This is a genomic window from Undibacterium sp. TJN25 (assembly GCF_049339885.1).
In the GTDB taxonomy this organism is placed as follows: Bacteria; Pseudomonadota; Gammaproteobacteria; order Burkholderiales; family Burkholderiaceae_D; genus Undibacterium.
Genome location: NZ_JBMPPM010000001.1, coordinates 186,752 through 206,987 on the forward strand (window position 1 = coordinate 186,752; position 20,236 = coordinate 206,987).

Below are 20,236 nucleotides of genomic sequence, written 5' to 3' on the forward strand. Positions count from 1 at the left end.
CTCATGCCGATGGGTCGAGGCTGCGCCACAAATACCAGGTGGCAACGGTGCGCCACGGTTCCCAGTTGGCGGCGACTTCCCTGGCATCGCTGCGAGAGACGGGTTCACCTGAAAAATAATTAATACTTATACCTTTGAGCAAACCGGGATCATCCAAAGGCAAAATATTTGGACGGAGCAGATTAAATATCAAAAACATCTCCGCTGTCCAGCGTCCTATGCCGCGTATCTGTATCAGCTCTGAAATAACGTCTTCATCGGCCATCTCCACCCATTTATCGACATGCAATCGTTTCTCTTTGAAATGATCCGCTAAATCGAGGATGTATTCAGTCTTCCTTTTGGACAAACCCGCGGCAATCAGCTTGTCGGTGCCCAATTTTAACACCTGAACCGGCACGCACTTTGGCGACAATTCCAAAAATTGCTGCCACAGGGCATCTGCAGCCTTGCCGGAAATTTGCTGGCCGACGATAGACCGGGTCAGTGTCGTAAACGGATCATCCCGGCCTACCAGGTAAAGGTCGCCAAACTGGGGGATGAGCTTGCGCATGATCCGGTCGCGCTTCATCAGCTCGACCTTGGCATCTTCCCAATACTCAGGAACCAGCGCCCGGCCGGCCGTATCCACGGGATTATCCATGTTGCTCAGGCCCTGCGCCATTCGGTGATGCCACCAGCTTTATCTTCAAGAATGATCCCGTCAGCAAGTAATTCATTACGGATGCGGTCAGATTCGGCAAAGTTTTTTGCTTTTTTGGCCTGGGCCCGCGCTTCGATTTTTGCCGCAATCATAACATCATATTTTCCATCCACAACAGATGGGGTTGCCTGCAGGAAATCTACAGACGCCCTTTGCAGCAGGCCCACTGTCGCAGCGAGTGCTTTCAGCTGACGGGCCAGTACGGGTGATTTTGTTTTATTCACCTCATTGGCCAGGTCAAACAAGACCGATATGGCAATCGGCGTATTGAAATCGTCCAGCATGGCATCGGCAAAACGCTGCGCATGCGCTTCGCTGGCATCCAGCGGCAGCCCGTCTGGCGCAACTTCCTTGAGCGCCGTATACAGTCGTGTCAGCGCGGTTTTACCGTCGTCCAGGTGCGCATCGGAATAATTCAACGGGCTGCGGTAATGTGCCCGCAGAATAAAGAAACGCACTACTTCAGGGTCGTATTTTTTCAGCACGTCACGGATCGTGAAAAAATTCCCCAGGGACTTGGACATTTTTTCATTGTCCAGCCGGACAAAGCCGTTGTGCATCCAGTAATTGACGAAGGTATGCTTGTGCGCGCCCTCGGACTGCGCGATTTCATTTTCGTGGTGCGGGAACTGAAGATCCTGGCCACCGCCGTGAATGTCGAACTGCTCTCCCAGCAATTCGCCCGACATGGCCGAGCATTCTATATGCCAGCCCGGGCGGCCGCTTCCCCAAGGAGAATTCCATTTAACTTCTTCCGGCTCGCTCTCCTTCGACGCCTTCCACAGCACAAAATCCAGGGGATCGCGCTTGCCGGTATTGACATCCACCCTTTCGCCGGCACGCAGATCGTCCAGAGTTTTGCCGGACAGCTTGCCGTAACCCTCAAAATCCCGTACCGAAAAATTGACGTCACCGTCGTCGGCCTTATACGCCAAACCATTATGTTCCAGCTTTTGTATCAGGTTCAGCATTTGCGGCACATATTGCGTGGCGCGCGGCGCGTGATCCGGCGGCTGCACACCCAGGGCGGCGGCATCTTCGTTCATATACTGGATGAAGCGGCCAGTCAGTTCGGAAATGGTTTCACCGTTTTCGACCGCGCGCTTGATGATTTTGTCATCGATGTCGGTGATATTACGGACATAGGTGACATCGTAGCCGGAACTGCGCAGCCACCTCTGCACCATGTCGAATACGACCATCACGCGCGCATGGCCGAGGTGGCAATAGTCATAGACTGTCATGCCACAGACGTACATACGGATTTTTCCAGGCTCTATCGGGGTGAATACCTGTTTTTCACGGCTTAATGTGTTATATATTTTTTGCTTGCTCATGAGCTGCGTGTGGGGTTTGATCTACCGGTTTTTGAGTGGAGGGAACAATATCTGCCGAAAATCTTTCCGGCTCTGTATCCTATTGCGCCTCAAAAACCCTTTTGTCTGCACTTATTTGATAAGATGTCGCTTTTATTTGCAGTATAACATTGCTGAACCGATGTTCCTCTGTTCCCTTATGAAACGAAGCTTAAACAAAAGCTCAACCTCTATGCGCCCTACCATAAAAAACATAAGAAACGTTTTTGCCGCCTTGGGATTGTTTACCGGTTTGTCACTGGCCGCGGCTCCGGCCCTGGCTGACGATGCCGCCGAAGCGAGCAAGTTTTTGCGCGCCGGCCAGTATGCGGAAGCAATGCAAAAGGTCGATGCGGTGCTGGCCCAAAAGCCAAAAGATGCGCAGATGCGTTTTTTGAAGGGCCTGATCCTGACAGAACAAAACAAGACACCGGAAGCGATTACGGTTTTTTCAAAACTGACTGACGATTATCCCGAATTGCCCGAGCCTTACAATAATCTGGCGGTGCTGTATGCGTCCACCGGGCAGTACGACAAGGCGCGTGCAGCGCTGGAAATGGCAATACGCACCAACCCGACTTACGGTACCGCACACGAAAATCTTGGCGACGTCTATGCCAAACTGGCCAGCCAGGCCTATGACAAGGCATTGCAACTGGACTCCGGCAATGCCGGCGCAAAACTCAAGCTGACGATGGTGCGTAACCTGATCGGCAATGGCACCGGCGGGGCCAATACCCCGAAAACCATCGTCGCGCAAGCACCTGCGCCTGCACCAGCCGCGACTAAGCCAGTGCCCGCGCCTGTGACCAAACCAACCCCTGCCAGCGTTGCGGCAACAAAACCGGTCAAGGCAGAGCCTGAACCGGCAAAGGCAGAAGTCGCCAAAGCCGAGCCCAAACCTGCCAAGGCAGCCCCGGCCAACAGCGGCGAGCAGGATGACGTGCTAAAAGCCGTCGACGGCTGGGCCAAGGCCTGGAGTAACAAGGAAACCAATAGTTACCTGGCGTACTACGGCAAGGATTTCCAGACGCCCAAGGGCGAGCCGCGCAAAAACTGGGCTGACGAACGCCGTTTGCGCATCGAAGGCAAGGGCCATATCACCGTCAAGATTGAGTCGCCGCAAGTTAGCATCGACGGCAATACGGCGACCGTCAAATTCAGGCAAATTTATAGTTCAGATCAACTGACTGCCAACAGCCGTAAAACTTTGGTGCTGACCAAACAAGACGGCAAATGGCAGATCAAGCAGGAGCGCGCGGGTAGCTGATGTTTCGTTTTGCTTTAAATACACTTCCGATCCGCTGCAAGTTCGGAAAGCAGGCTCTTTGCGCATTTTTCCTGTTGCTGACGGCGGCGGCCCTGCCGCCCTCCCCGGCTTTTGCCAAGACCCGCGCAGCCTCCCAGCCTCCGGAGTCCGGCCAGGCCCTGCCCAATCCCGATGCATTGCTGATTGAGGTCTACAAAAGCCTTTCTGCCAACAATCTGCGTCTGGCGCAAGCCAAGGCGGACGAGCTGGTGGAAGCCTATCCGCATTTTCAGCTAGGCCATCTGATACGCGGTGATCTGCTGCTGATGCATACGCAGCCGGTGACGGCGTTCGGCGCCATCAAGAATGCGCCGGCGGAAAAGCTCAAGGACCTGCGCGATGAGGCGATGGTCCGCATCAAATCCATCTCCCAGAAGCCCGACCCCAACCTGATCCCGCGCGCCATCCTGCAATTGCGCGACGATCAGAAACTGGCGCTGGTGGTGGATGCGAAAAAATCCCGGCTTTACCTTTACGAAAACAACGGCGGCCAGCCGCGCTTTGTGACGGACTACTATGTCAGCCAGGGCCGGTTCGGCATCAATAAAAGCAGCGAGGGTGACCAGAAGACGCCGATAGGCATCTACTACATCACCAGCCGGCTGGCCGGCGCAAAGCTGCCGGACTTCTATGGCCCTGGTGCGCTACCGATCAATTATCCGAATGAATGGGATAAGGTCAATGGCCGCAGCGGTTCCGGCATCTGGCTGCATGGCATGCCTTCCGCCAATTTCAGCCGGCCGCCATTGGCATCCGATGGCTGCGTGGTGCTGACCAACCCGGATTTCCTGAAAATATCAGCGGCAGTCGATGTCGGCAAAACACCGGTGATCATCAGCGAACAGGTAGAATTCGTCAGCAAGGCAAAATGGGCCAGCGACAAGCAGGTTGCCAATAAGTTGCTGGACGACTGGCGGCTCGATGCAGAAAGTACGGATGCCAACCGCTTCCTTGCCAACTATTCCCGCAATTTCAAAAATGCACAGGGCGACAATATCAATGCCTGGTTTGGCAAGCAGCAGCAATTCGATGCGCAGCACCATCCGTCGATCAAGCTGACGGAAGTGACGCAGTTCAGGTATCCCGGCAAGGACGAGTTGATCGTCTGCACTTTCACCCAGGAAACCTCGGTAGGAAAGATCAAAAGCAGCATCCGCAAGCGCCAGTACTGGATGAAGGAAGCCTCGCGGTGGAGAATCATTTATGAAGGCCTGGTGTAACCCCCTGGCGTTATCCGATAAGCAACCATGAATAAAGGAAGACCTATGTCAATTACCCGCCGTCATTTGCTGGCAGCCGTGCTCGCCGGTTCCGCCTTTGCCCTGAATACCCTGCCCGCTGCCGCTGCCGACAACCCAAAAGTGGAACTGAAAACCAGCATGGGTGATATCGTGCTGGAACTGTACCCTGAAGCGGCGCCTAAAACCGTGGACAACTTCTTGCGCTACGTCAAGGCGGGCCATTACAAAGGCACCATCTTCCACCGCGTCATCAATGGCTTCATGGTCCAGGGCGGTGGCTACGACAAAAATATGAAGGAAAAGCCGGTACAGAAGCCGATCGCGCTGGAAGCACGCTACGCGCTGGACAAAGGCCTGAAAAATGATGTGGGCACAGTCGCCATGGCGCGCACCAACGACCTTAATTCGGCCACTGCCCAGTTTTTCATCAATGTGGCAGACAACGATTTTCTGAACCACCAGATATTGCCGGATGGCGATCCTGTCGAGGTGACCCGCCGCGGCGTGAGCAAGACCCTGCCGCGCTCGCAAGCCTTGCTGGCCACCGCCGGCTACACGCCTTTTGGCAAGGTGATACAGGGCATGGACGTGGTCGAAAAGATCAAGGCCGTTGAAGTCAAGGACGCTGGGGAGATGCAGAACATCCCGGTCAAGCCTGTCATCATCGAATCAGCCAAAATCATCAAATAATATACAATCATAAAAAGCTTATTAACTTCTGAAGGATACTTATCATGGCCGTACTGCTGACCACCAACCACGGAAACATCAAAATCGAGCTGGACGCTGAAAAAGCGCCGAAAACCGTGGAAAATTTCATTTCCTATGTGGAAGCCGGCCATTACAACGGCACCATCTTCCATCGCGTGATCGACGGCTTCATGATCCAGGGCGGCGGCTTTGAACCCGGCATGAAACAGAAACCGACCAACGCGCCTATCGAAAACGAAGCCAAGAACGGCCTGAAGAATGCGAAATACACACTCGCCATGGCACGCACAGGCGATCCGCACTCCGCCAGCGCCCAGTTCTTCATCAACACGCAGAACAACAGCTTCCTGGACTATCCAGGGCAGGACGGCTGGGGCTACTGCGTATTCGGCACCGTGACTGAAGGCACCGACATCGTGGACAAGATCAAGGCCGTCAAGACTACGCGCACGGGCATGTTCCAGGACGTTCCTGTAGAAAACGTCGTCATCGAAAAAGCGGAAGTCATCTAAGCCAACAGGCGAGCCTACAATAGTGCAAACCTTGCATGGCGAAGCAAATGCGCAACCGGATCCGGTTGCGCTTTTTGCTTCCGACATCCATCTGCGCCCTTCGCTACCGGTCACCACCGGCGCTTTTTTTGCTTTTTTGAAACAAGCGGTGCGGGCCCGGCAGCTTTATCTTCTGGGCGACCTGTTTGAATACTGGGCCGGCGACGACGACATTGCCACACCCTATAACCGATTGGTTGTCGATGCGATCCGCGCGCTCAGCGACAGCGGCACCCAGGTATTCTGGATCGCCGGCAACCGCGATTTTCTTGTCGGCAGCGCCTTTGCCGAGGCCAGTGGCGCTATTTTGCTACCCGACCCAAGCATTATCGACGTAGCCGGCAGACGCATCGTCATCACGCATGGCGACGCCCAATGTACGGACGACGCACCCTATATGGCATTCCGCGCCCAAGTCAGGCAACCGGCGTGGCAGGCACAATTCCTGGCAATGCCGCTGGCACAGCGCAAGGCCATCATTGAGGGCCTGCGCAAAGACAGCAAGATGGAGCAAAAGGAAAAGACAGTCGCCATCATGGATGTCAATCCGGGCGCGATCGCCACATTGTTTGCAGACAGCGGCACCATGCTGATGGTCCATGGTCACACGCACAGGCCGGCACTACACCGCTATCCACAAGGACAGCAACGCTACGTGTTGCCGGACTGGGATTGCGAAAGCGAACCCGCACGCGGCGGCTGGCTGGCAATTTATGGGAATGGCGATATCGTCAGGCACGCACTGGATGGCAGCGCCCTTGTCGATGAACAAGGGATATACCCGCACACCCTCACTCACCCATAGCAGGCACATAGCGGGCAATTGAAGCCGGCTAATCCACCAGACTATTGATCTGCGTCGGATCTATCGCTACGGCCTCGGGTCTGGCGTCGCAAGCGATGCCGGCAGCCGACAGCGCCGCACTCAATTTTTCTATCTGCTCCTGCTGCGCCGCGGCATGGTCTATCAGCTTGTGCAACACCTTGGACACTGGATCGTCGCCATTGGCGGTGACACCGTATGCGGAGAAAAGCTGCGTCGCCCCCATTCCCGCCGCAGCCGGTTCCTTTTTAACGATATGGGCAGGATTGCCGACTGCGGTTGCACCTGCAGGCACAGGCTTGACTACTACCGAGTTGGAGCCGATCTTGGCGCCCGCGCCGATAGTGAAGCCACCCAGCACCTTGGCGCCGGCGCCGACGATCACGCCCTGCTCCAACGTAGGATGACGCTTGGCGCCTTTTGACAGCGATGTGCCACCCAACGTCACGCCCTGATAGATCGTGCAGTCATCACCGACTTCTGCGGTCTCCCCTATCACCACGCCGAAGCCATGGTCGATGAAGACCCTGCGGCCTATGGTCGCGCCAGGATGAATCTCTATACCGGTCAGCACACGCGCCACGTGAGCAGTAAAACGCCCCATCCATTTGAGTCCGCGCTTCCAGCACCAGCTTGCCCAGCGATGCATCATGATTGCCTGGAAGCCGGGATAGCACGTGACGACCTCCCATGCATTGCGGGCGGCAGGATCTCGCTGGATGATATTGGATATATCGTCACGCAAACGGCTGAACATGGGGACAGGAAAGAGAAAATCGGACATGCATATTAGCGCGTTCGGGGAAAGCCTGCAGGCCTCCCCGAATATGCTTATGCAACAAAGGAATGGAAACTCATTTCATCAGCGGGAGCAGGATGCGATGGATGAAATGCGTTTTAGGAATTACTTGCGCACCAGGCGCTGCCTGCGGGCCTCGTAGAGACAGATGCCGGAGGCGACCGAAACGTTCAGGCTTTCCACCGATCCGAACATCGGCACACTGACCAGCATATCGCAGGTTTCCCGGGTCAGGCGGCGCATACCCTCGCCCTCTGAACCCATGACCAGCGCGCTGCCGCCGGCCGCAGTGAAATCGACATCATAGATATTTTTTTCCACTTCATCGGTGGTGCCGACGAGCCAGATATCGCGCTCTTTCAACTCGCGCAGCGTACGCGCCAGATTGGTGACGGTAATATAAGGCACTGTCTCAGCGGCGCCGCTGGCGACTTTCGCCGCGGTGGCGTTCAGGCCGACAGCCCTGTCCTTGGGTGCAATCACCGCATGCGCACCGGCCCCGTCAGCCACCCGCAGGCAGGCGCCGAGGTTGTGCGGATCAGTAATGCCATCCAGCACCAGCAGTAAAGGAGGGCCTTCGATGGCGTCCAGCAGCTCATCCAGGTTGCGTGCCAGCGACAGCTCGCCGGCCTTGGCGACGACACCCTGATGACGGCGCGTGCCGACTATATTGGAAAGGCGCTGATCATCGGTCTGGATAATGCGCACCCCTGCTGCCTTGGCTGCGTGCAGCAGCTCCTGCATGCGGCCGTCGGAGCGGCCGGAATCCACATAAATCTCTTCCACCGACGAGGCTTCATGCCGTATGCGGGACGTCACGGCATGGAAGCCGAAAATCATTTTACTTTTCATTATTGCTCTTCACTATCTTGATAATTTACTGCGTACTACTCTGCTTGCCGCTGCCAGCCGCTGCCTGCCACTTCCAGTTGCCATTCGCTAAAGTTGCTGGCTGCGGCGGCTTCTTTACTCACTACTTGCTGTTAACGCTTTTTCTTCCCTGTCCTGGATGCTGCCGCCTTGGTGGCGCGCTTGCCCACAGGCGTATTGGCTGCAGGCTGGCGCACCGAAGGCTTGGCGGGAGATGCCTTGGCCCTGGTTTTGGAAGCGCTATTGCCGCCACTGCTTTTTTCCTTGACCGGCGCTACATTTTTGGTCGTAGCAACGCCCTTACCCTGTTTGGCGCCGGCCTTCGCCGCCACACCGGACTGCTTGCCACGCTCGGCCGCTGAGCCGCGCGTATCCGCCGCCAATGGCGGCCGCATGCCGGTAGGCTGCACGATGGACAGATCGATTTTGCGCGCATCCAGATCCACCCGGCTGACTTCGACGGTAACGCGGTCAGTCAGCTGATAGCGCTTGCCGGTGCGTTCGCCGCGCAGCTCATGCCGCGCATCGTCATACTGGAAGTAATCCGCGCCCAGCTCGGTGACATGCACCAGGCCTTCGATATAGATATCGTCCAGTTGCACAAAGATGCCGAACTGCGTGACACCGGAAATCGTGCCGGTAAATTCTTCGCCTATCTTGTTGCGGATGAAGTAGCACTTCAGCCAGGCTTCTACGTCCCTGGATGCTTCGTCGGCCCTGCGCTCGTTGGCGGAGCAGTGCACACCCAGCGCGTCCCAGACCGTCAGATCTTTTTCCGGCTTTTTCTTGCCGGCCGCCTTGTCCAATATCTGCTGCTTACGCGCTGCATTGGAAATGGTGGTGTTCAACAGACTAGGGTCTATCCCCTTGGGCTCATACTTCTTGCCTTGCAGGATGGCCTTGATGGCCCTGTGCGTCAGCAGATCGGGATAGCGCCGGATCGGACTGGTGAAATGGGCGTAGGCGTCGTAGGACAAGCCAAAGTGGCCGATGTTGTCCGGGCTGTATACCGCCTGCTGCATGGAGCGCAGCAACATGGTTTGCAGCAGCGGCGCATCCGGCCTGCCCTTGATTTTTTTCATCAGTTCCGCATAGTCGGACGCTGAAGGCGTATCGCCGCCACCCAGGAACAGGCCGACCTGCTTCAGGAAAGTCCTGACCTGCATCAGCTTTTCCTTGGTGGGGCTGGCGTGGATGCGGTAAGTGCCGGGATGCTTGTATTCCATCAGCAGATCGGCAGCACAGACGTTGGCTGCCAACATGCATTCTTCAATCAGCTTGTGCGCATCATTACGGGTGCGCGGCAGGATTTTTTCTATCTTGCCGGACGGGTTGCAGACGATATAGGTTTCGGTTGTTTCAAAGTCGATCGCGCCGCGAGCATGGCGGGCGCGCAGCAGCGCATGGAAAACCTCATACAGATGCAGCAGGTGTGGCACCAGCACCATGCGCTTGTTGGCCTCAGGCCCCTTGGTATTGCCGAGGATCGCAGCCACCTCGGTATAGGTGAAGCGCGCGGCGGAATGGATGACGGCCGGATAGAACTGGTAGGCAGTGACTTCGCCATCCGGCGTAATGACCATATCGCATACCAGCGTCAGGCGATCCACATCGGGGTTCAGCGAACACAGGCCGTTGGATAGCTTCTCAGGCAGCATCGGTATGACACGGCGCGGAAAGTAAACCGAGGTGCTACGCAGCAGCGCATCGTGGTCCAGCGCATCATTGGGCTTGACGTAATGGCTGACGTCGGCAATCGCGACCAGCAGGCGATAGCCTTTCGTGCGGCCAACCTTGACCGGTTCGCAGTAGACAGCATCATCAAAATCGCGCGCATCCTCGCCATCAATGGTGACAAAGGGAATATCGCGCAAATCCACGCGGTCTTCCAGATCGGCAGGACGTATCTGTGACGGCAGCTTTTCGGCAGCCTTTTTGGCTTCTGCCGTGAATTCATGGGGCACGCCGAACTTACGGACCGCGATTTCGATTTCCATACCGGGGTCATCGACATCGCCCAGTACTTCAACGATCTTGCCTACTGCCTGCGCGTATTTGGTCGGCTGCTCAGTCAACTCCACGCTGACGATCTGGCCCGACTTGGCCTTGCCCGGCGAACCGGCCAGCAGGATGTCCTGGCTGAAGCGCTTGTCTTCAGGGGCGACAATCCAGACGCCGTTTTCATTCAGCAGACGACCTATGACGTGGCTGTTGGCACGCTCCAGGATTTCTACTATGCCCCCCTCCAGGCGGCCACGCCTGTCGGTGCCGACAATGCGCGCGGTGACTTTGTCGCCATGCAATACGCGCTGCATTTCACGCTCGGGCAGGAACAGGTCTTCGCTACCGTCTTCCGGGATCAGGAAGCCGTAGCCATCCCTGTGGCTGTTGACGCGGCCGGTGATAAAGCTGTCCTGGTTGGCGAGCACGTAATTGCCTGACTTGTCCTGCTTGATCTGGCCGTCTCTTTCCATCGCGTTCAGTCGTCGCACCATGCCATCAAACTCCTCGGGCTTGACGCCCAGTTTGCCTGCAATCGTTTCCACTGTCTGCTTGCCCGTGGAGGTGCGCAGTATGCCGAGAATTTCCTCGCGGCTGGGAATGGGGTATGAATGTTTATTCAAAAGCGGAAAGTGTTCTCTATAGTTGAAATACATGCCGACCAACGCGGCATCCCTAGTTTACCGGACAGTGCAATAATCACCTAACAATTCTTGTTTTATTAGAAGCAAATCTCTTGACATCTCTAACAGATCATCTATAATGTTGTTCTTCGCTGCCCACGTGGCGGAATTGGTAGACGCGCATGGTTCAGGTCCATGTGTCTTCGGATGTGGGGGTTCGAGTCCCTCCGTGGGCACCACGCTTTATTGAAAGCCCGCTGATTGTTAAAGATCAGCGGGCTTTTTCATTGTCGCAACAATTCTACCTTCAATCGCTGCACTGCGGCGATCTTGTCCCGAAGTCTTTCGCCGCCCCACCCTTCTCTTTTCCGCATATTTCCGGCGCGCCGCTATGATTGAAAATAATTGTAGACGTTTCCTGAAAATGGTTTATAATCTCGCCTTTCGTTGCCCACGTGGCGGAATTGGTAGACGCGCATGGTTCAGGTCCATGTGCCTTCGGGTGTGGGGGTTCGAGTCCCTCCGTGGGCACCAAGCTATATTGAAAGCCCGCTGATTGTTAAAGATCAGCGGGCTTTTTCATTTCCGTTCCACAGCACTTGCTTCCCTGCACTCGCCCCACCGGCCACGCCTCTGCCCATCTGCAGATGCAACTCAATTTTCAGGTGCGCAGACTAAAAAAAAACGGAAGCAAACTTTCATTTGCTTCCGTTCTGTATTGCTACTCTTTCGCAGCGCCTTTTTTCAACCAGGCGTTCAACTGATGCGGCCTGATGCTGTCGTATTCTTCAAACGGCTGGTGTATCCATGGATTGCTGGGCAGATAGTCCAGGTAATAATCCGGCTTGATGGACGAGCATCCCTTGCACCAGATCACTGCCGATTTAACGTCGGTCACCGCCGGGAAATTTTCGCGCAGGTGATGCAGCACCTTTTCCAGCGTCACGCCGGAATCGACCAGGTCATCCACGACCAGCACTTTACCCTCCAGCGCCCCACGCGTCATCGAAATATATTTACCGATGTCCAGTTGGCCCTGTACTGTTCCCGATTCTTCGCGGTACGAGCTGGTCGACAGGATCGCCAGCGGCACGTCGAATATACGAGAAAAAATATCTCCCGGGCGCAAGCCGCCGCGCGCAAGGCACAGCACCTGGTCAAACTTCCAGCCTGATTCATGCACCTTCGAAGCAAGCTGCTCAATTGAGCGGTGATAGGCATCCCAGCTGACCCACAGATGCTTATCGTCTGAAACTGGCGTATTCATACTTTACCTTCTTTTTCTCTCTGGCTTATACAAATGGGTGGCGCAAAACGATAGTCTCTTCGCGGTCCGGACCGGTGGAGATCATATCGACAGGGGCGCCGACCAGTTCTTCGATGCGCTTGATGTAATTGCGGGCGGCAACCGGCAATGCATCCAGGCTCTTGGCGCCGACCGTGGACTCGGTCCAGCCCGGCATTTCCTCATAGACGGGCACGCAGCGTGCCGCTTCTTCGGCGCCGACCGGGAAGATATCGACAGCCTTGCCGTCCACGATATAGCCGGTGCACAATTTCAATGTCTCGAGGCCGTCCAGTACATCCAGCTTGGTCAGGCACATACCGGACACACCGTTGATCTGCATGGAACGCTTCAGCAGCGCAGCATCGAACCAGCCGCAACGGCGGGCGCGGCCGGTGACCGTGCCGAACTCATGGCCGACGCTCGCCAGATGCTTGCCGACGCCCTGGTCGGTAGGCAGTTCTGAAGGGAAAGGACCGGAGCCCACACGGGTCGTGTAAGCCTTGGTGATACCCATGATGTAGTGCAGCATGTTCGGACCCACACCGCTGCCGGCGGCGGCATTACCTGCCACACAATTGCTGGAAGTGACGAATGGATAAGTGCCGTGGTCCACGTCCAGCAGGCTGCCCTGGGCGCCTTCAAACAGCAGGCTGGCGCCGGCTTTATGTGCAGCATACAGATCGCTGGACACATCGGATACCATGGGGCGCAGGCGTGGCACCAGGGCCAGCGCATCGTCCAAAGTTTTCTGGAAATCGACGGCAGGAGCTTTCAGGTAGTTCACCAGCACGAAGTTATGGTAATCCAGGTTTTCCTTCAGCTTTTCGGCGAAACGCTCTGCGTTGAGCAGGTCGGCCACGCGGATCGCGCGACGTGCAACCTTGTCTTCGTACGCAGGGCCTATGCCCTTGCCGGTAGTGCCAATCTTGGCTGCGCCACGCGCTGCTTCGCGGGCAGCATCCAACGCCGTATGGTAAGGCAGGATGACCGGGCAGGCTTCAGACACTTTGAGGCGCGAAGCGACTTCCACGCCGACGGCCTGCAGCTTGTCGATCTCGCGCAGCAGATCGGGCACGGACAGCACGACGCCGTTGCCGATGTAGCAGGCCACGCCGGCACGCATGATACCCGAAGGGATCAGCTGCAATGCAGTCTTCTGGCCACCGATGACCAGTGTATGGCCGGCATTGTGGCCTCCCTGAAAGCGCACGACGCCTTGCGCGTGGTCCGTCAGCCAGTCGACGATTTTGCCCTTGCCCTCATCACCCCACTGGGTACCAATGACAACGACGTTTTTTGCGATTTTAGTTTGTGACATCACTCAGCCTACGTTTTTAAGAATCCAGTTTCCACCATCAAATACGACTGCCCTATTACAGTCAAATTCGTCCTGCTCGCTGTCATGCCCCGGCAAGCTTTGAATAACAATTTCACCCGCTTTGCGGAGTTCGGCAATTTTCTGACGCAGGGCTGCATCGCGGCTCCACGGCGCCAGGATCGCATCCTTACGCTCCGCCACCGGCATCAGCCGTGCCAGCTCGCGCAAATCCAGCGAAAAACCTGTTGCAGGGCGCGCCCTGCCGAAGGCTTCGCCAACGTGGTCATACCGGCCGCCGCGCGCGACGGGGTTCGGCAGTCCCGGCACAAACGCGTTGAACATTACCCCGCTATGATAGTGGTAACCACGCAGATCAGCCAAATCTATCGTTACCTGCGCGCTACCGGCCAGCGTCACCAGGTATTCCAGTTCGTCCAGCGCCGTTGCAATTCCAGCAAGCTGCGGCAACACCTGACGGGCGCGCTGCAGCACCGAGATATCGCCGTACAGGCCTGGCAGGTCCAGCAATGCCTTCCTGACCACCGGCGAAAAATCCCGGGAAATGGCATCCAGCGCAGGGGTGTCCTTGGCTTGCAGCAATGCAAACAAGCGGGACTCATGCTTTTTCGCTTCTGCATCATCTGCCAGCAAGGCGCGCAGCACGCCTACATGGCATAAGTCGAGCCGTACTTCAGAAATATTGGCCAGCGCCAGAGAGGCCAGCACGAGCTCCTGAACCTCTGCATCCGCCTCCAGCCCTGCATGGCCATATATCTCCGCACCTATCTGTATAGGCTCGCGGGTTGCATGCAGGCCTGACGGGCGCGTTTGCAGCACACTGCCGGCATAGCAAAGGCGGGTTACCGACGCGCGGTTCAGCAAATGGGCGTCTATCCTGGCCACCTGCGGCGTCATGTCGGCGCGAACACCCATGGTGCGGCCGGACATCTGATCCACCAACTTGAACGTGCGCAAATCCATGTCCTGGCCGGCGCCGGTCAGCAGCGACTCCAGGTATTCCAGCATAGGCGGCATCACGAGTTCGTAGCCATACAGCCGGAAGTTATCCAGCAGTACACGGCGCAGCTCTTCTATCTTGCGCGCCTCGGACGGCAGGACATCAGCGATATTTTCGGGTAAAAGCCAATTCGGCATGAGAAATATATTCAGAAATCAGTCAAAAAAGAAACAATTACAACGATCAGCAAACCGCAGCCACCCAGCAATAAACCGAGAAAACGGATTTGCCCATCAGAAAATTGCGCTATACGTTCCCAGGTCTTACGCCATTGCCGCGGAAATACGAACGGCAGCAGGCCTTCCAGGATCAGCATCAAACCAAATGCCAGGGCCAGGATCGCCACTATTATGCCCCTCAAGATAAACAAAAGACCGGAACAGACGTAAGCAGGCAGCAATCAAAAGATTGCCGCCTGCCTAATATTCGCCAACCCGGATTGCTGCATCAGCGTCCGGATAGCCTCAAATTGTCACTTCCCTTTTGTTGCTCCTGCTGAGCCAGCTCCAGGCGCTTTAAAATATTTGAAGAACTCGGAATTGGGGTCTACCACCAATACGTCGTTTTTCGTTTTAAAGCTGGCTCGATAAGCCTCCAGGCTGCGGTAGAACTTGTAAAACTCGGGATTCTGGCCAAACGCCTGCGCATAAATCTGCGACGCTTCCGCATCGCCGGCGCCGCGCATTTTTTCCGCTTCCCGATACGCTTCCGCCAAAATCACCACCCTTTGCCTGTCGGCATCGGCGCGGATTTTTTCAGACTCGGCAGCGCCGGTGGAACGCAATTCATTTGCCACCCTGGCCCGCTCGGACTTCATGCGGTCGTAGACGGAATTGTTGATCTGGTCCACATAGTCCACGCGCTTCAGGCGCACGTCGATGATTTCAACGCCGATCTGCTTGGATTCTTCTGTGACCTTGGTCCGAATCGCTTCCATCACCTTGCCGCGCTCGCCGGAGATTACTTCGCGCACGGTGCGCTTGGTAATTTCATCGTTCAGCGCTGCCTTGACGATCTGCGACATCCTGTCCTGCGCGCGACGTTCGTCGCCGCCGAAGCTGACGAAGTACAGGCGCGGCGCGGTGATACGCCATTTGACATAGGTATCGACCAGGATATTTTTCTTTTCCGCCGTGATGAAACGGTCGGTTTCCGGAGAATCAATGGTCAGGATGCGCTTGTCCAGCATCAACACGTTCTGGAACGGCGGCGGCAGCTTGAAATGCAAGCCGGGTTCGCTGATGACGGATTTGACTTCGCCCAGCGCAAACACGATGGCATAGGAACGCTGGTCAACGACGAAGATAGTCGAGTACAGGATCATCAACGCGATCGCGATCGCAATGATCGTGGATATCAGCCTGTTCATTATCGGCTCTCCCTGTCGCGTGAATCCCTGGAATCACGGCTGCGGGCATCCCTGTTATAGCGCATCTCTACCGTGGGCACGGTGTCCGTCAGCTGGCTGCCGGAAGGTACGACCGGCGCGGGTGCGGGCTGTGCAGCTTTCGCCGGATCGGATTGCGAAATCAGTTTATCCAGAGGCAGGTAAATCATGTTGTTAGCATTCTTGGTATCCACCATCAACTTCGTTGTATTGGAAAATATCTGCTGCATGGCATCGATGTACATACGGTCACGGGTCACCGCCGGCGCCTTCTGGTACTCGGTCAGCACCTGCTTGAAGCGCTCGGCATTGCCTTCGGCATTCGCGACTACACGGGATTTATAACCTTCGGAATCCTGCAGCAGGCGGGAAGCTTCGCCACGCGCCCGCGGAATGACGTCATTCGCATAGGCCTGGCCTTCATTCTTCTGGCGCTCCCTGTCTTGCCCTGCCTTGACAGCATCGTCGAACGAGGCCTGCACCTGCTCCGGCGGCTGCACGCCCTGCATCGTCACGTTGGTGACCTGCACGCCGGCTTTATACCGGTCCAGGATCTGCTGCATCAGCGTCTGCACATCCAGCGCGACTTTCTCGCGGCCCTCATACAGGACGAAGTCCATCTTGCTCTTGCCGACGATCTCGCGGATGGACGTTTCGGCGACCTGGCGCATCGCCTCTTCGGGATCGCGCGTGTTATACAGCCACTCAGCCGCACTCTTCAGCGTGTACTGGACCGCAAACTGGATGTCGATGATGTTTTCATCGTCGGTCAGCATCAGCGCTTCTTTCGGCTGCTTGTTTTTTACATTGGAACGGTAGCCGACTTCCACTGTGCGCACTTGCGACACGTTAACGATTTCATGGCCCTGGATAGGGTAAGGCCAGCGCCAGTTAAAACCGGCGACCGTGGAATGGCTGTATTTGCCAAAGGTGGTGATGACTGCTGTCTGGCCTTCCTGCACGATAAAGAATCCGCTGACCATCCAGATAAACGCGAGCACGGCAACGATAACGCCCAAGCCTAATTTTGCGCCTGCGGCATCCGGCGTGAAACCACCACCGCCGCCGCCATCGCCGCCATTGCCTTTTTTACCGAACAGGCGGTTCAGGCGCTGATTGAAATCGCGCCAGAGCTGCTCCAGATCGGGCGGGCCTTCCGCCGGCTTTTTTCCATCCTGGTTATCGTTTTTTGAACCGCGCCCCCATTGGGGATCGTTCAACGAAAGCGTCAAACCAATTTTTTTTAGAAATGAAACAACCATTCTGTCGTTTTCCAATGAATAAAAGGTTGGACTACAAGTAAGCCGTACTGTAATTATTTTAGCTAAAACGCACGTCGTCCAACTCTGCTGCCGGGACAGGATTCACACGTTTCAACGCATCTTCTTTTGCAAACTCACCGATTGCCTGCCTTAGCATGTCCATTCCAGCGCCGGTTTGAGCACTCAGAAAAACCCTGTGGATTTTATCATACTCGCCCAGCTCCAAACCCGGCTCCATGCCTGCCAGATCAATCTTGTTCCATACCAGCAACTGGGGAATATGATCGGCGCCGATTTCTTTCAATACCTGGTTCACCTGCTCTATCTGGTCCAGCCTGACAGGGCTGCTGGCATCCACTACATGCAGCAGCAGGTCCGCATGAATGGTTTCTTCCAGCGTCGCGCGGAAAGCCGCCACCAGCTGATGCGGCAGTTCACGGATAAAACCTACCGTATCCGATATCACGACATTGCCGGCATCACCGAGGTACAGGCGGCGCGACGTAGTATCCAGCGTTGCAAACAACTGGTTTGCCGCATAAGTGCCGGCCTTGGTCAGGGAATTGAATAAAGTAGACTTGCCTGCATTGGTGTAGCCGACCAGCGAGACGGAAAAGGTATGGCTTCTGCCGCGCGAGCGCCTTTGCGTCTCCCTTTGCTTGTGCAGCTTGTCCATCTTGGCCCGGAGCGCCTTCACACGGTCGCCCAGCAGGCGGCGATCGGTTTCCAGCTGTGTCTCACCGGGACCCCGCAGGCCGATACCGCCTTTTTGCCGTTCCAGATGAGTCCAGCCGCGTATCAGGCGGGTTGCCAGATGCTGCAACTGGGCCAGCTCAACCTGTACCTTGCCTTCATGGCTGTGCGCTCTTTGCGCAAATATGTCCAGAATCAGACTGGTGCGGTCAACCACCCGCACTTTCAGATGACGCTCAAGATTTCTTTGCTGCGCCGGAGATAGCGCATGGTTAAAGATGACGATATCCAGATTGGCATCGGCCACCGCATGCGCAATCTCGTCCGCCTTGCCGGAGCCGACGAACAATGCGGCATCGGGGCTGGAACGCTTGCAGGTGATGGTTGTAATCGGCTCTGCCCCCGCAGACTGGGAGAGCAGAGAGAGCTCTTCTATGCTAGCGGCAAAATCGTCTTTACCGAAGTCAACACCGACTAAAGCGGCGCGCATAGTCAAAGACATTTTTCCAGGTTGCAACAAACCAAATGATTACTCAGCTTCAGATTCAAGGTTAATGCTTACGGCGCGGGCTGGCACCACAGTGGAAATCGCATGCTTGTAAACCATCTGCGTGACGGTGTTGCGCAACAATACGACATATTGGTCAAAAGATTCAATATGGCCCTGCAGTTTAATGCCGTTCACCAGATAGATGGAAACGGGAATATGTTCTTTACGCAGTGCATTCAAGAACGGGTCTTGTAACAGTTGCCCTTTGTTGCTCATAACAGCTCCATTGTGTTGTTGTGTTCAGGAGTTGGGGACAATTTATAAAATCTCAAGTGTCCCAGAAGTTGATTACGATATAACTGTAATCGATTTTCCATTTTGGTGCCAGAAACTTGCCGCTACCGGACTGCGCTGCTTTCGCAAACCGCCGCCCGGAACCGCTGCACCACTTACTTTTCGGTTTTTGCGAAAGGATTTTTACCCGATCGCATCTCGATACGTAATGGAGTCCCCGTCAGTGAAAAAGTTTCACGAAAATGTTTTTCGAGGTACCTTTTATACACATCGCCGATTGCTTCCAGTGCATTGCCATGGATAACGATGACAGGCGGATTTTGTCCACCCTGGTGAGCATACCGCAGTTTAGGGCGTATTGAACCCTTGCGCTTGGGCTGCTGGTGCTCCACCGCCTCAATCAACGCGCGCGTCAGTTTAGGCGTGGACAGGTTGGCCGTTGCCGCCGCATAGGCAGCATCGACGGATTTCATCAGCGGCGCAATGCCGGTCGATTTCAGCGCCGACACATAGTGGAACTTGGCAAACGACAGGAAGCTCAGCTTGCGGTCGATATCCAGTTTGATTTCGTCGCGCCTGTCGCTTTGCAGGCCGTCCCATTTGTTCACGCCGACCACCAGCGCACGGCCGGATTCCAGGATGAAGCCGGCAATGTGCGCATCCTGCTCGGAGATATCCTGCTGCGCATCGAGCAGCAGCAGTACGACATTGGCTTCGGAAACCGACTGCAGCGTTTTGACGACCGAAAACTTCTCGATGGCTTCAAATACCTTGCCGCGCCTGCGGATACCGGCGGTATCGATCAGCGTGTAGTGCTTGCCGTCGCGCTCGAACGGGATCTCGATCGAATCACGGGTGGTGCCCGGCATATCGAACGCAATAACCCTGTCCTCGCCGAGCAAGGTATTGACCAGCGTGGATTTGCCAACGTTGGGCCGGCCCACGATTGCAATCTTGATGCCCCGGACGATGTCTTCCGGCTCGGTTTCTTCGGGCGGGCGCTGCGCGAATGCGATATCCAGCGCCTCCTCCACCAGATCCACCACGCCATCTCCATGGGCAGCGGAAATCACATACGGATCACCCATGCCCAGTTCGTAGAAATCGGCCGTCACCGCCGTATATTTCATGCCTTCGGCCTTGTTCACCACCAGCATTACCGAACGGCCCGATTTGCGCAGGAAGTCGGTGATGGTCTTGTCGTGCGGCGTCAGGCCCTGGCGGCCGTCGACGATAAAGATGACCACGTCAGCCTCAGCGACCGCCTGCTTGGTCTGCTTGGCCATTTCGTGCATGATGCCTTCTTTGGCTACCGGCTCGAAACCGCCGGTGTCTATCACCAGGAAAGGTCTTTCGCCCACACGGCCTTCGCCGTAATGCCTGTCCCTGGTCAAGCCAGGAAGGTCCGCAACCAATGCATCCCGAGAACGAGTAAGCCGATTGAACAGCGTGGATTTGCCGACGTTAGGTCGGCCTATAAGTGCAATAACCGGCTTCATT

The 20,236-nt window shown here is 56.0% G+C and carries 19 protein-coding genes and 2 tRNA genes; 7 read left to right on the top strand and 14 right to left on the bottom strand.

Annotation, left to right across the window (positions count from 1 at the left end):
- Position 1: 1 nt before the first annotated feature.
- Both ACO0LO_RS00820 and cysS read right to left on the bottom strand, forming a co-directional pair.
- The gene (locus ACO0LO_RS00820; protein ID WP_422962294.1) at positions 2 to 643 is read right to left on the bottom strand and encodes a DNA-3-methyladenine glycosylase family protein; all 642 of its coding nucleotides are present in this window, start codon (positions 641 to 643) and stop codon (positions 2 to 4) included.
- 5 nt (positions 644 to 648) lie between these two features.
- On the bottom strand, positions 649 to 2,040 hold the full coding sequence (gene cysS / locus ACO0LO_RS00825) for a cysteine--tRNA ligase (RefSeq protein WP_422962295.1): 1,392 nt from the start codon (positions 2,038 to 2,040) through the stop codon (positions 649 to 651).
- A 253-nt stretch (positions 2,041 to 2,293) separates the two neighbouring features.
- On the opposite strand from cysS, the gene ACO0LO_RS00830 reads away from it, so the two are divergent.
- From ACO0LO_RS00830 to ACO0LO_RS00850, 5 genes are read left to right on the top strand one after another with little or no spacing between them, the layout of a single operon-like run.
- Positions 2,294 to 3,328: a tetratricopeptide repeat protein gene (locus tag ACO0LO_RS00830; protein ID WP_422962296.1), complete on the top strand. Its 1,035-nt coding sequence runs from the start codon at positions 2,294 to 2,296 to the stop codon at positions 3,326 to 3,328.
- Positions 3,328 to 4,587, top strand: a complete 1,260-nt coding sequence (locus tag ACO0LO_RS00835) for a L,D-transpeptidase family protein (RefSeq protein ID WP_422962297.1) — start codon at positions 3,328 to 3,330, stop codon at positions 4,585 to 4,587. Before ACO0LO_RS00830 ends, ACO0LO_RS00835 begins: the two co-directional genes overlap by 1 nt.
- Before the next feature lie 45 nt (positions 4,588 to 4,632).
- Positions 4,633 to 5,298, top strand: a complete 666-nt coding sequence (locus ACO0LO_RS00840; protein WP_422962298.1) for a peptidylprolyl isomerase — start codon at positions 4,633 to 4,635, stop codon at positions 5,296 to 5,298.
- Between the two features lie 44 nt (positions 5,299 to 5,342).
- A complete protein-coding gene (locus ACO0LO_RS00845; RefSeq protein ID WP_422962299.1) occupies positions 5,343 to 5,831 on the top strand; it encodes a peptidylprolyl isomerase in 489 nt (162 codons plus the stop codon).
- A gap of 22 nt (positions 5,832 to 5,853) precedes the next feature.
- Positions 5,854 to 6,675, top strand: a complete 822-nt coding sequence (locus tag ACO0LO_RS00850; RefSeq protein WP_422962300.1) for a UDP-2,3-diacylglucosamine diphosphatase — start codon at positions 5,854 to 5,856, stop codon at positions 6,673 to 6,675.
- 28 nt (positions 6,676 to 6,703) lie between these two features.
- On the opposite strand, the gene cysE is transcribed toward ACO0LO_RS00850, so the two are convergent.
- From cysE to rnr, 3 genes are all read right to left on the bottom strand, one after another.
- Entirely contained in the window at positions 6,704 to 7,450 is a 747-nt protein-coding gene (gene cysE, locus ACO0LO_RS00855) for a serine O-acetyltransferase (RefSeq protein WP_422962807.1), read from the bottom strand.
- A 147-nt stretch (positions 7,451 to 7,597) separates the two neighbouring features.
- The gene (rlmB, locus tag ACO0LO_RS00860) at positions 7,598 to 8,344 is read right to left on the bottom strand and encodes a 23S rRNA (guanosine(2251)-2'-O)-methyltransferase RlmB (protein ID WP_422962301.1); all 747 of its coding nucleotides are present in this window, start codon (positions 8,342 to 8,344) and stop codon (positions 7,598 to 7,600) included.
- Positions 8,345 to 8,475: 131 nt separating this feature from the next.
- Positions 8,476 to 10,986 carry a ribonuclease R gene (gene rnr / locus ACO0LO_RS00865; RefSeq protein WP_422962302.1) on the bottom strand — a complete coding sequence of 837 codons (2,511 nt, stop codon included), beginning with the start codon at positions 10,984 to 10,986 and terminating at the stop codon, positions 8,476 to 8,478.
- A gap of 154 nt (positions 10,987 to 11,140) precedes the next feature.
- Between rnr and ACO0LO_RS00870 the strand changes: the two genes are divergently transcribed.
- Together ACO0LO_RS00870 and ACO0LO_RS00875 are read left to right on the top strand one after the other, a co-directional pair.
- Positions 11,141 to 11,225: transfer RNA gene (locus ACO0LO_RS00870), tRNA-Leu, on the top strand.
- Between the two features lie 210 nt (positions 11,226 to 11,435).
- Positions 11,436 to 11,520: transfer RNA gene (locus ACO0LO_RS00875), tRNA-Leu, on the top strand.
- Positions 11,521 to 11,707: 187 nt separating this feature from the next.
- Here ACO0LO_RS00875 and ACO0LO_RS00880 read toward each other — a convergent pair.
- The 9 genes from ACO0LO_RS00880 to der form a co-directional block, all read right to left on the bottom strand.
- On the bottom strand, positions 11,708 to 12,253 hold the full coding sequence (locus ACO0LO_RS00880; RefSeq protein WP_422962303.1) for a phosphoribosyltransferase: 546 nt from the start codon (positions 12,251 to 12,253) through the stop codon (positions 11,708 to 11,710).
- Positions 12,254 to 12,278: 25 nt separating this feature from the next.
- Positions 12,279 to 13,592: an adenylosuccinate synthase gene (locus ACO0LO_RS00885; RefSeq protein ID WP_422962304.1), complete on the bottom strand. Its 1,314-nt coding sequence runs from the start codon at positions 13,590 to 13,592 to the stop codon at positions 12,279 to 12,281.
- Positions 13,593 to 13,595: 3 nt separating this feature from the next.
- Positions 13,596 to 14,747, bottom strand: coding sequence for an ATP phosphoribosyltransferase regulatory subunit (locus tag ACO0LO_RS00890; protein WP_422962305.1), 1,152 nt, complete (start codon positions 14,745 to 14,747; stop codon positions 13,596 to 13,598).
- Between the two features lie 11 nt (positions 14,748 to 14,758).
- Positions 14,759 to 14,956 (bottom strand): DUF2065 domain-containing protein, encoded by a 198-nt coding sequence (locus ACO0LO_RS00895; RefSeq protein ID WP_422962306.1) that lies wholly within the window; start codon positions 14,954 to 14,956, stop codon positions 14,759 to 14,761.
- 126 nt (positions 14,957 to 15,082) lie between these two features.
- Complete coding sequence (gene hflC, locus ACO0LO_RS00900) at positions 15,083 to 15,979, bottom strand: protease modulator HflC (RefSeq protein ID WP_422962307.1); 897 nt, start codon at positions 15,977 to 15,979, stop codon at positions 15,083 to 15,085.
- On the bottom strand, positions 15,979 to 17,259 hold the full coding sequence (gene hflK / locus ACO0LO_RS00905; RefSeq protein ID WP_422962308.1) for an FtsH protease activity modulator HflK: 1,281 nt from the start codon (positions 17,257 to 17,259) through the stop codon (positions 15,979 to 15,981). The genes hflC and hflK overlap by 1 nt, the downstream gene beginning before the upstream one ends.
- Positions 17,260 to 17,317: 58 nt before the next feature.
- Positions 17,318 to 18,442, bottom strand: a complete 1,125-nt coding sequence (hflX, locus tag ACO0LO_RS00910; protein WP_422962808.1) for a GTPase HflX — start codon at positions 18,440 to 18,442, stop codon at positions 17,318 to 17,320.
- 39 nt (positions 18,443 to 18,481) lie between these two features.
- Positions 18,482 to 18,718 (bottom strand): RNA chaperone Hfq, encoded by a 237-nt coding sequence (hfq, locus tag ACO0LO_RS00915; RefSeq protein ID WP_188568278.1) that lies wholly within the window; start codon positions 18,716 to 18,718, stop codon positions 18,482 to 18,484.
- Positions 18,719 to 18,891: 173 nt separating this feature from the next.
- The gene (der, locus tag ACO0LO_RS00920; protein WP_422962309.1) at positions 18,892 to 20,235 is read right to left on the bottom strand and encodes a ribosome biogenesis GTPase Der; all 1,344 of its coding nucleotides are present in this window, start codon (positions 20,233 to 20,235) and stop codon (positions 18,892 to 18,894) included.
- Position 20,236: the final 1 nt, after the last annotated feature.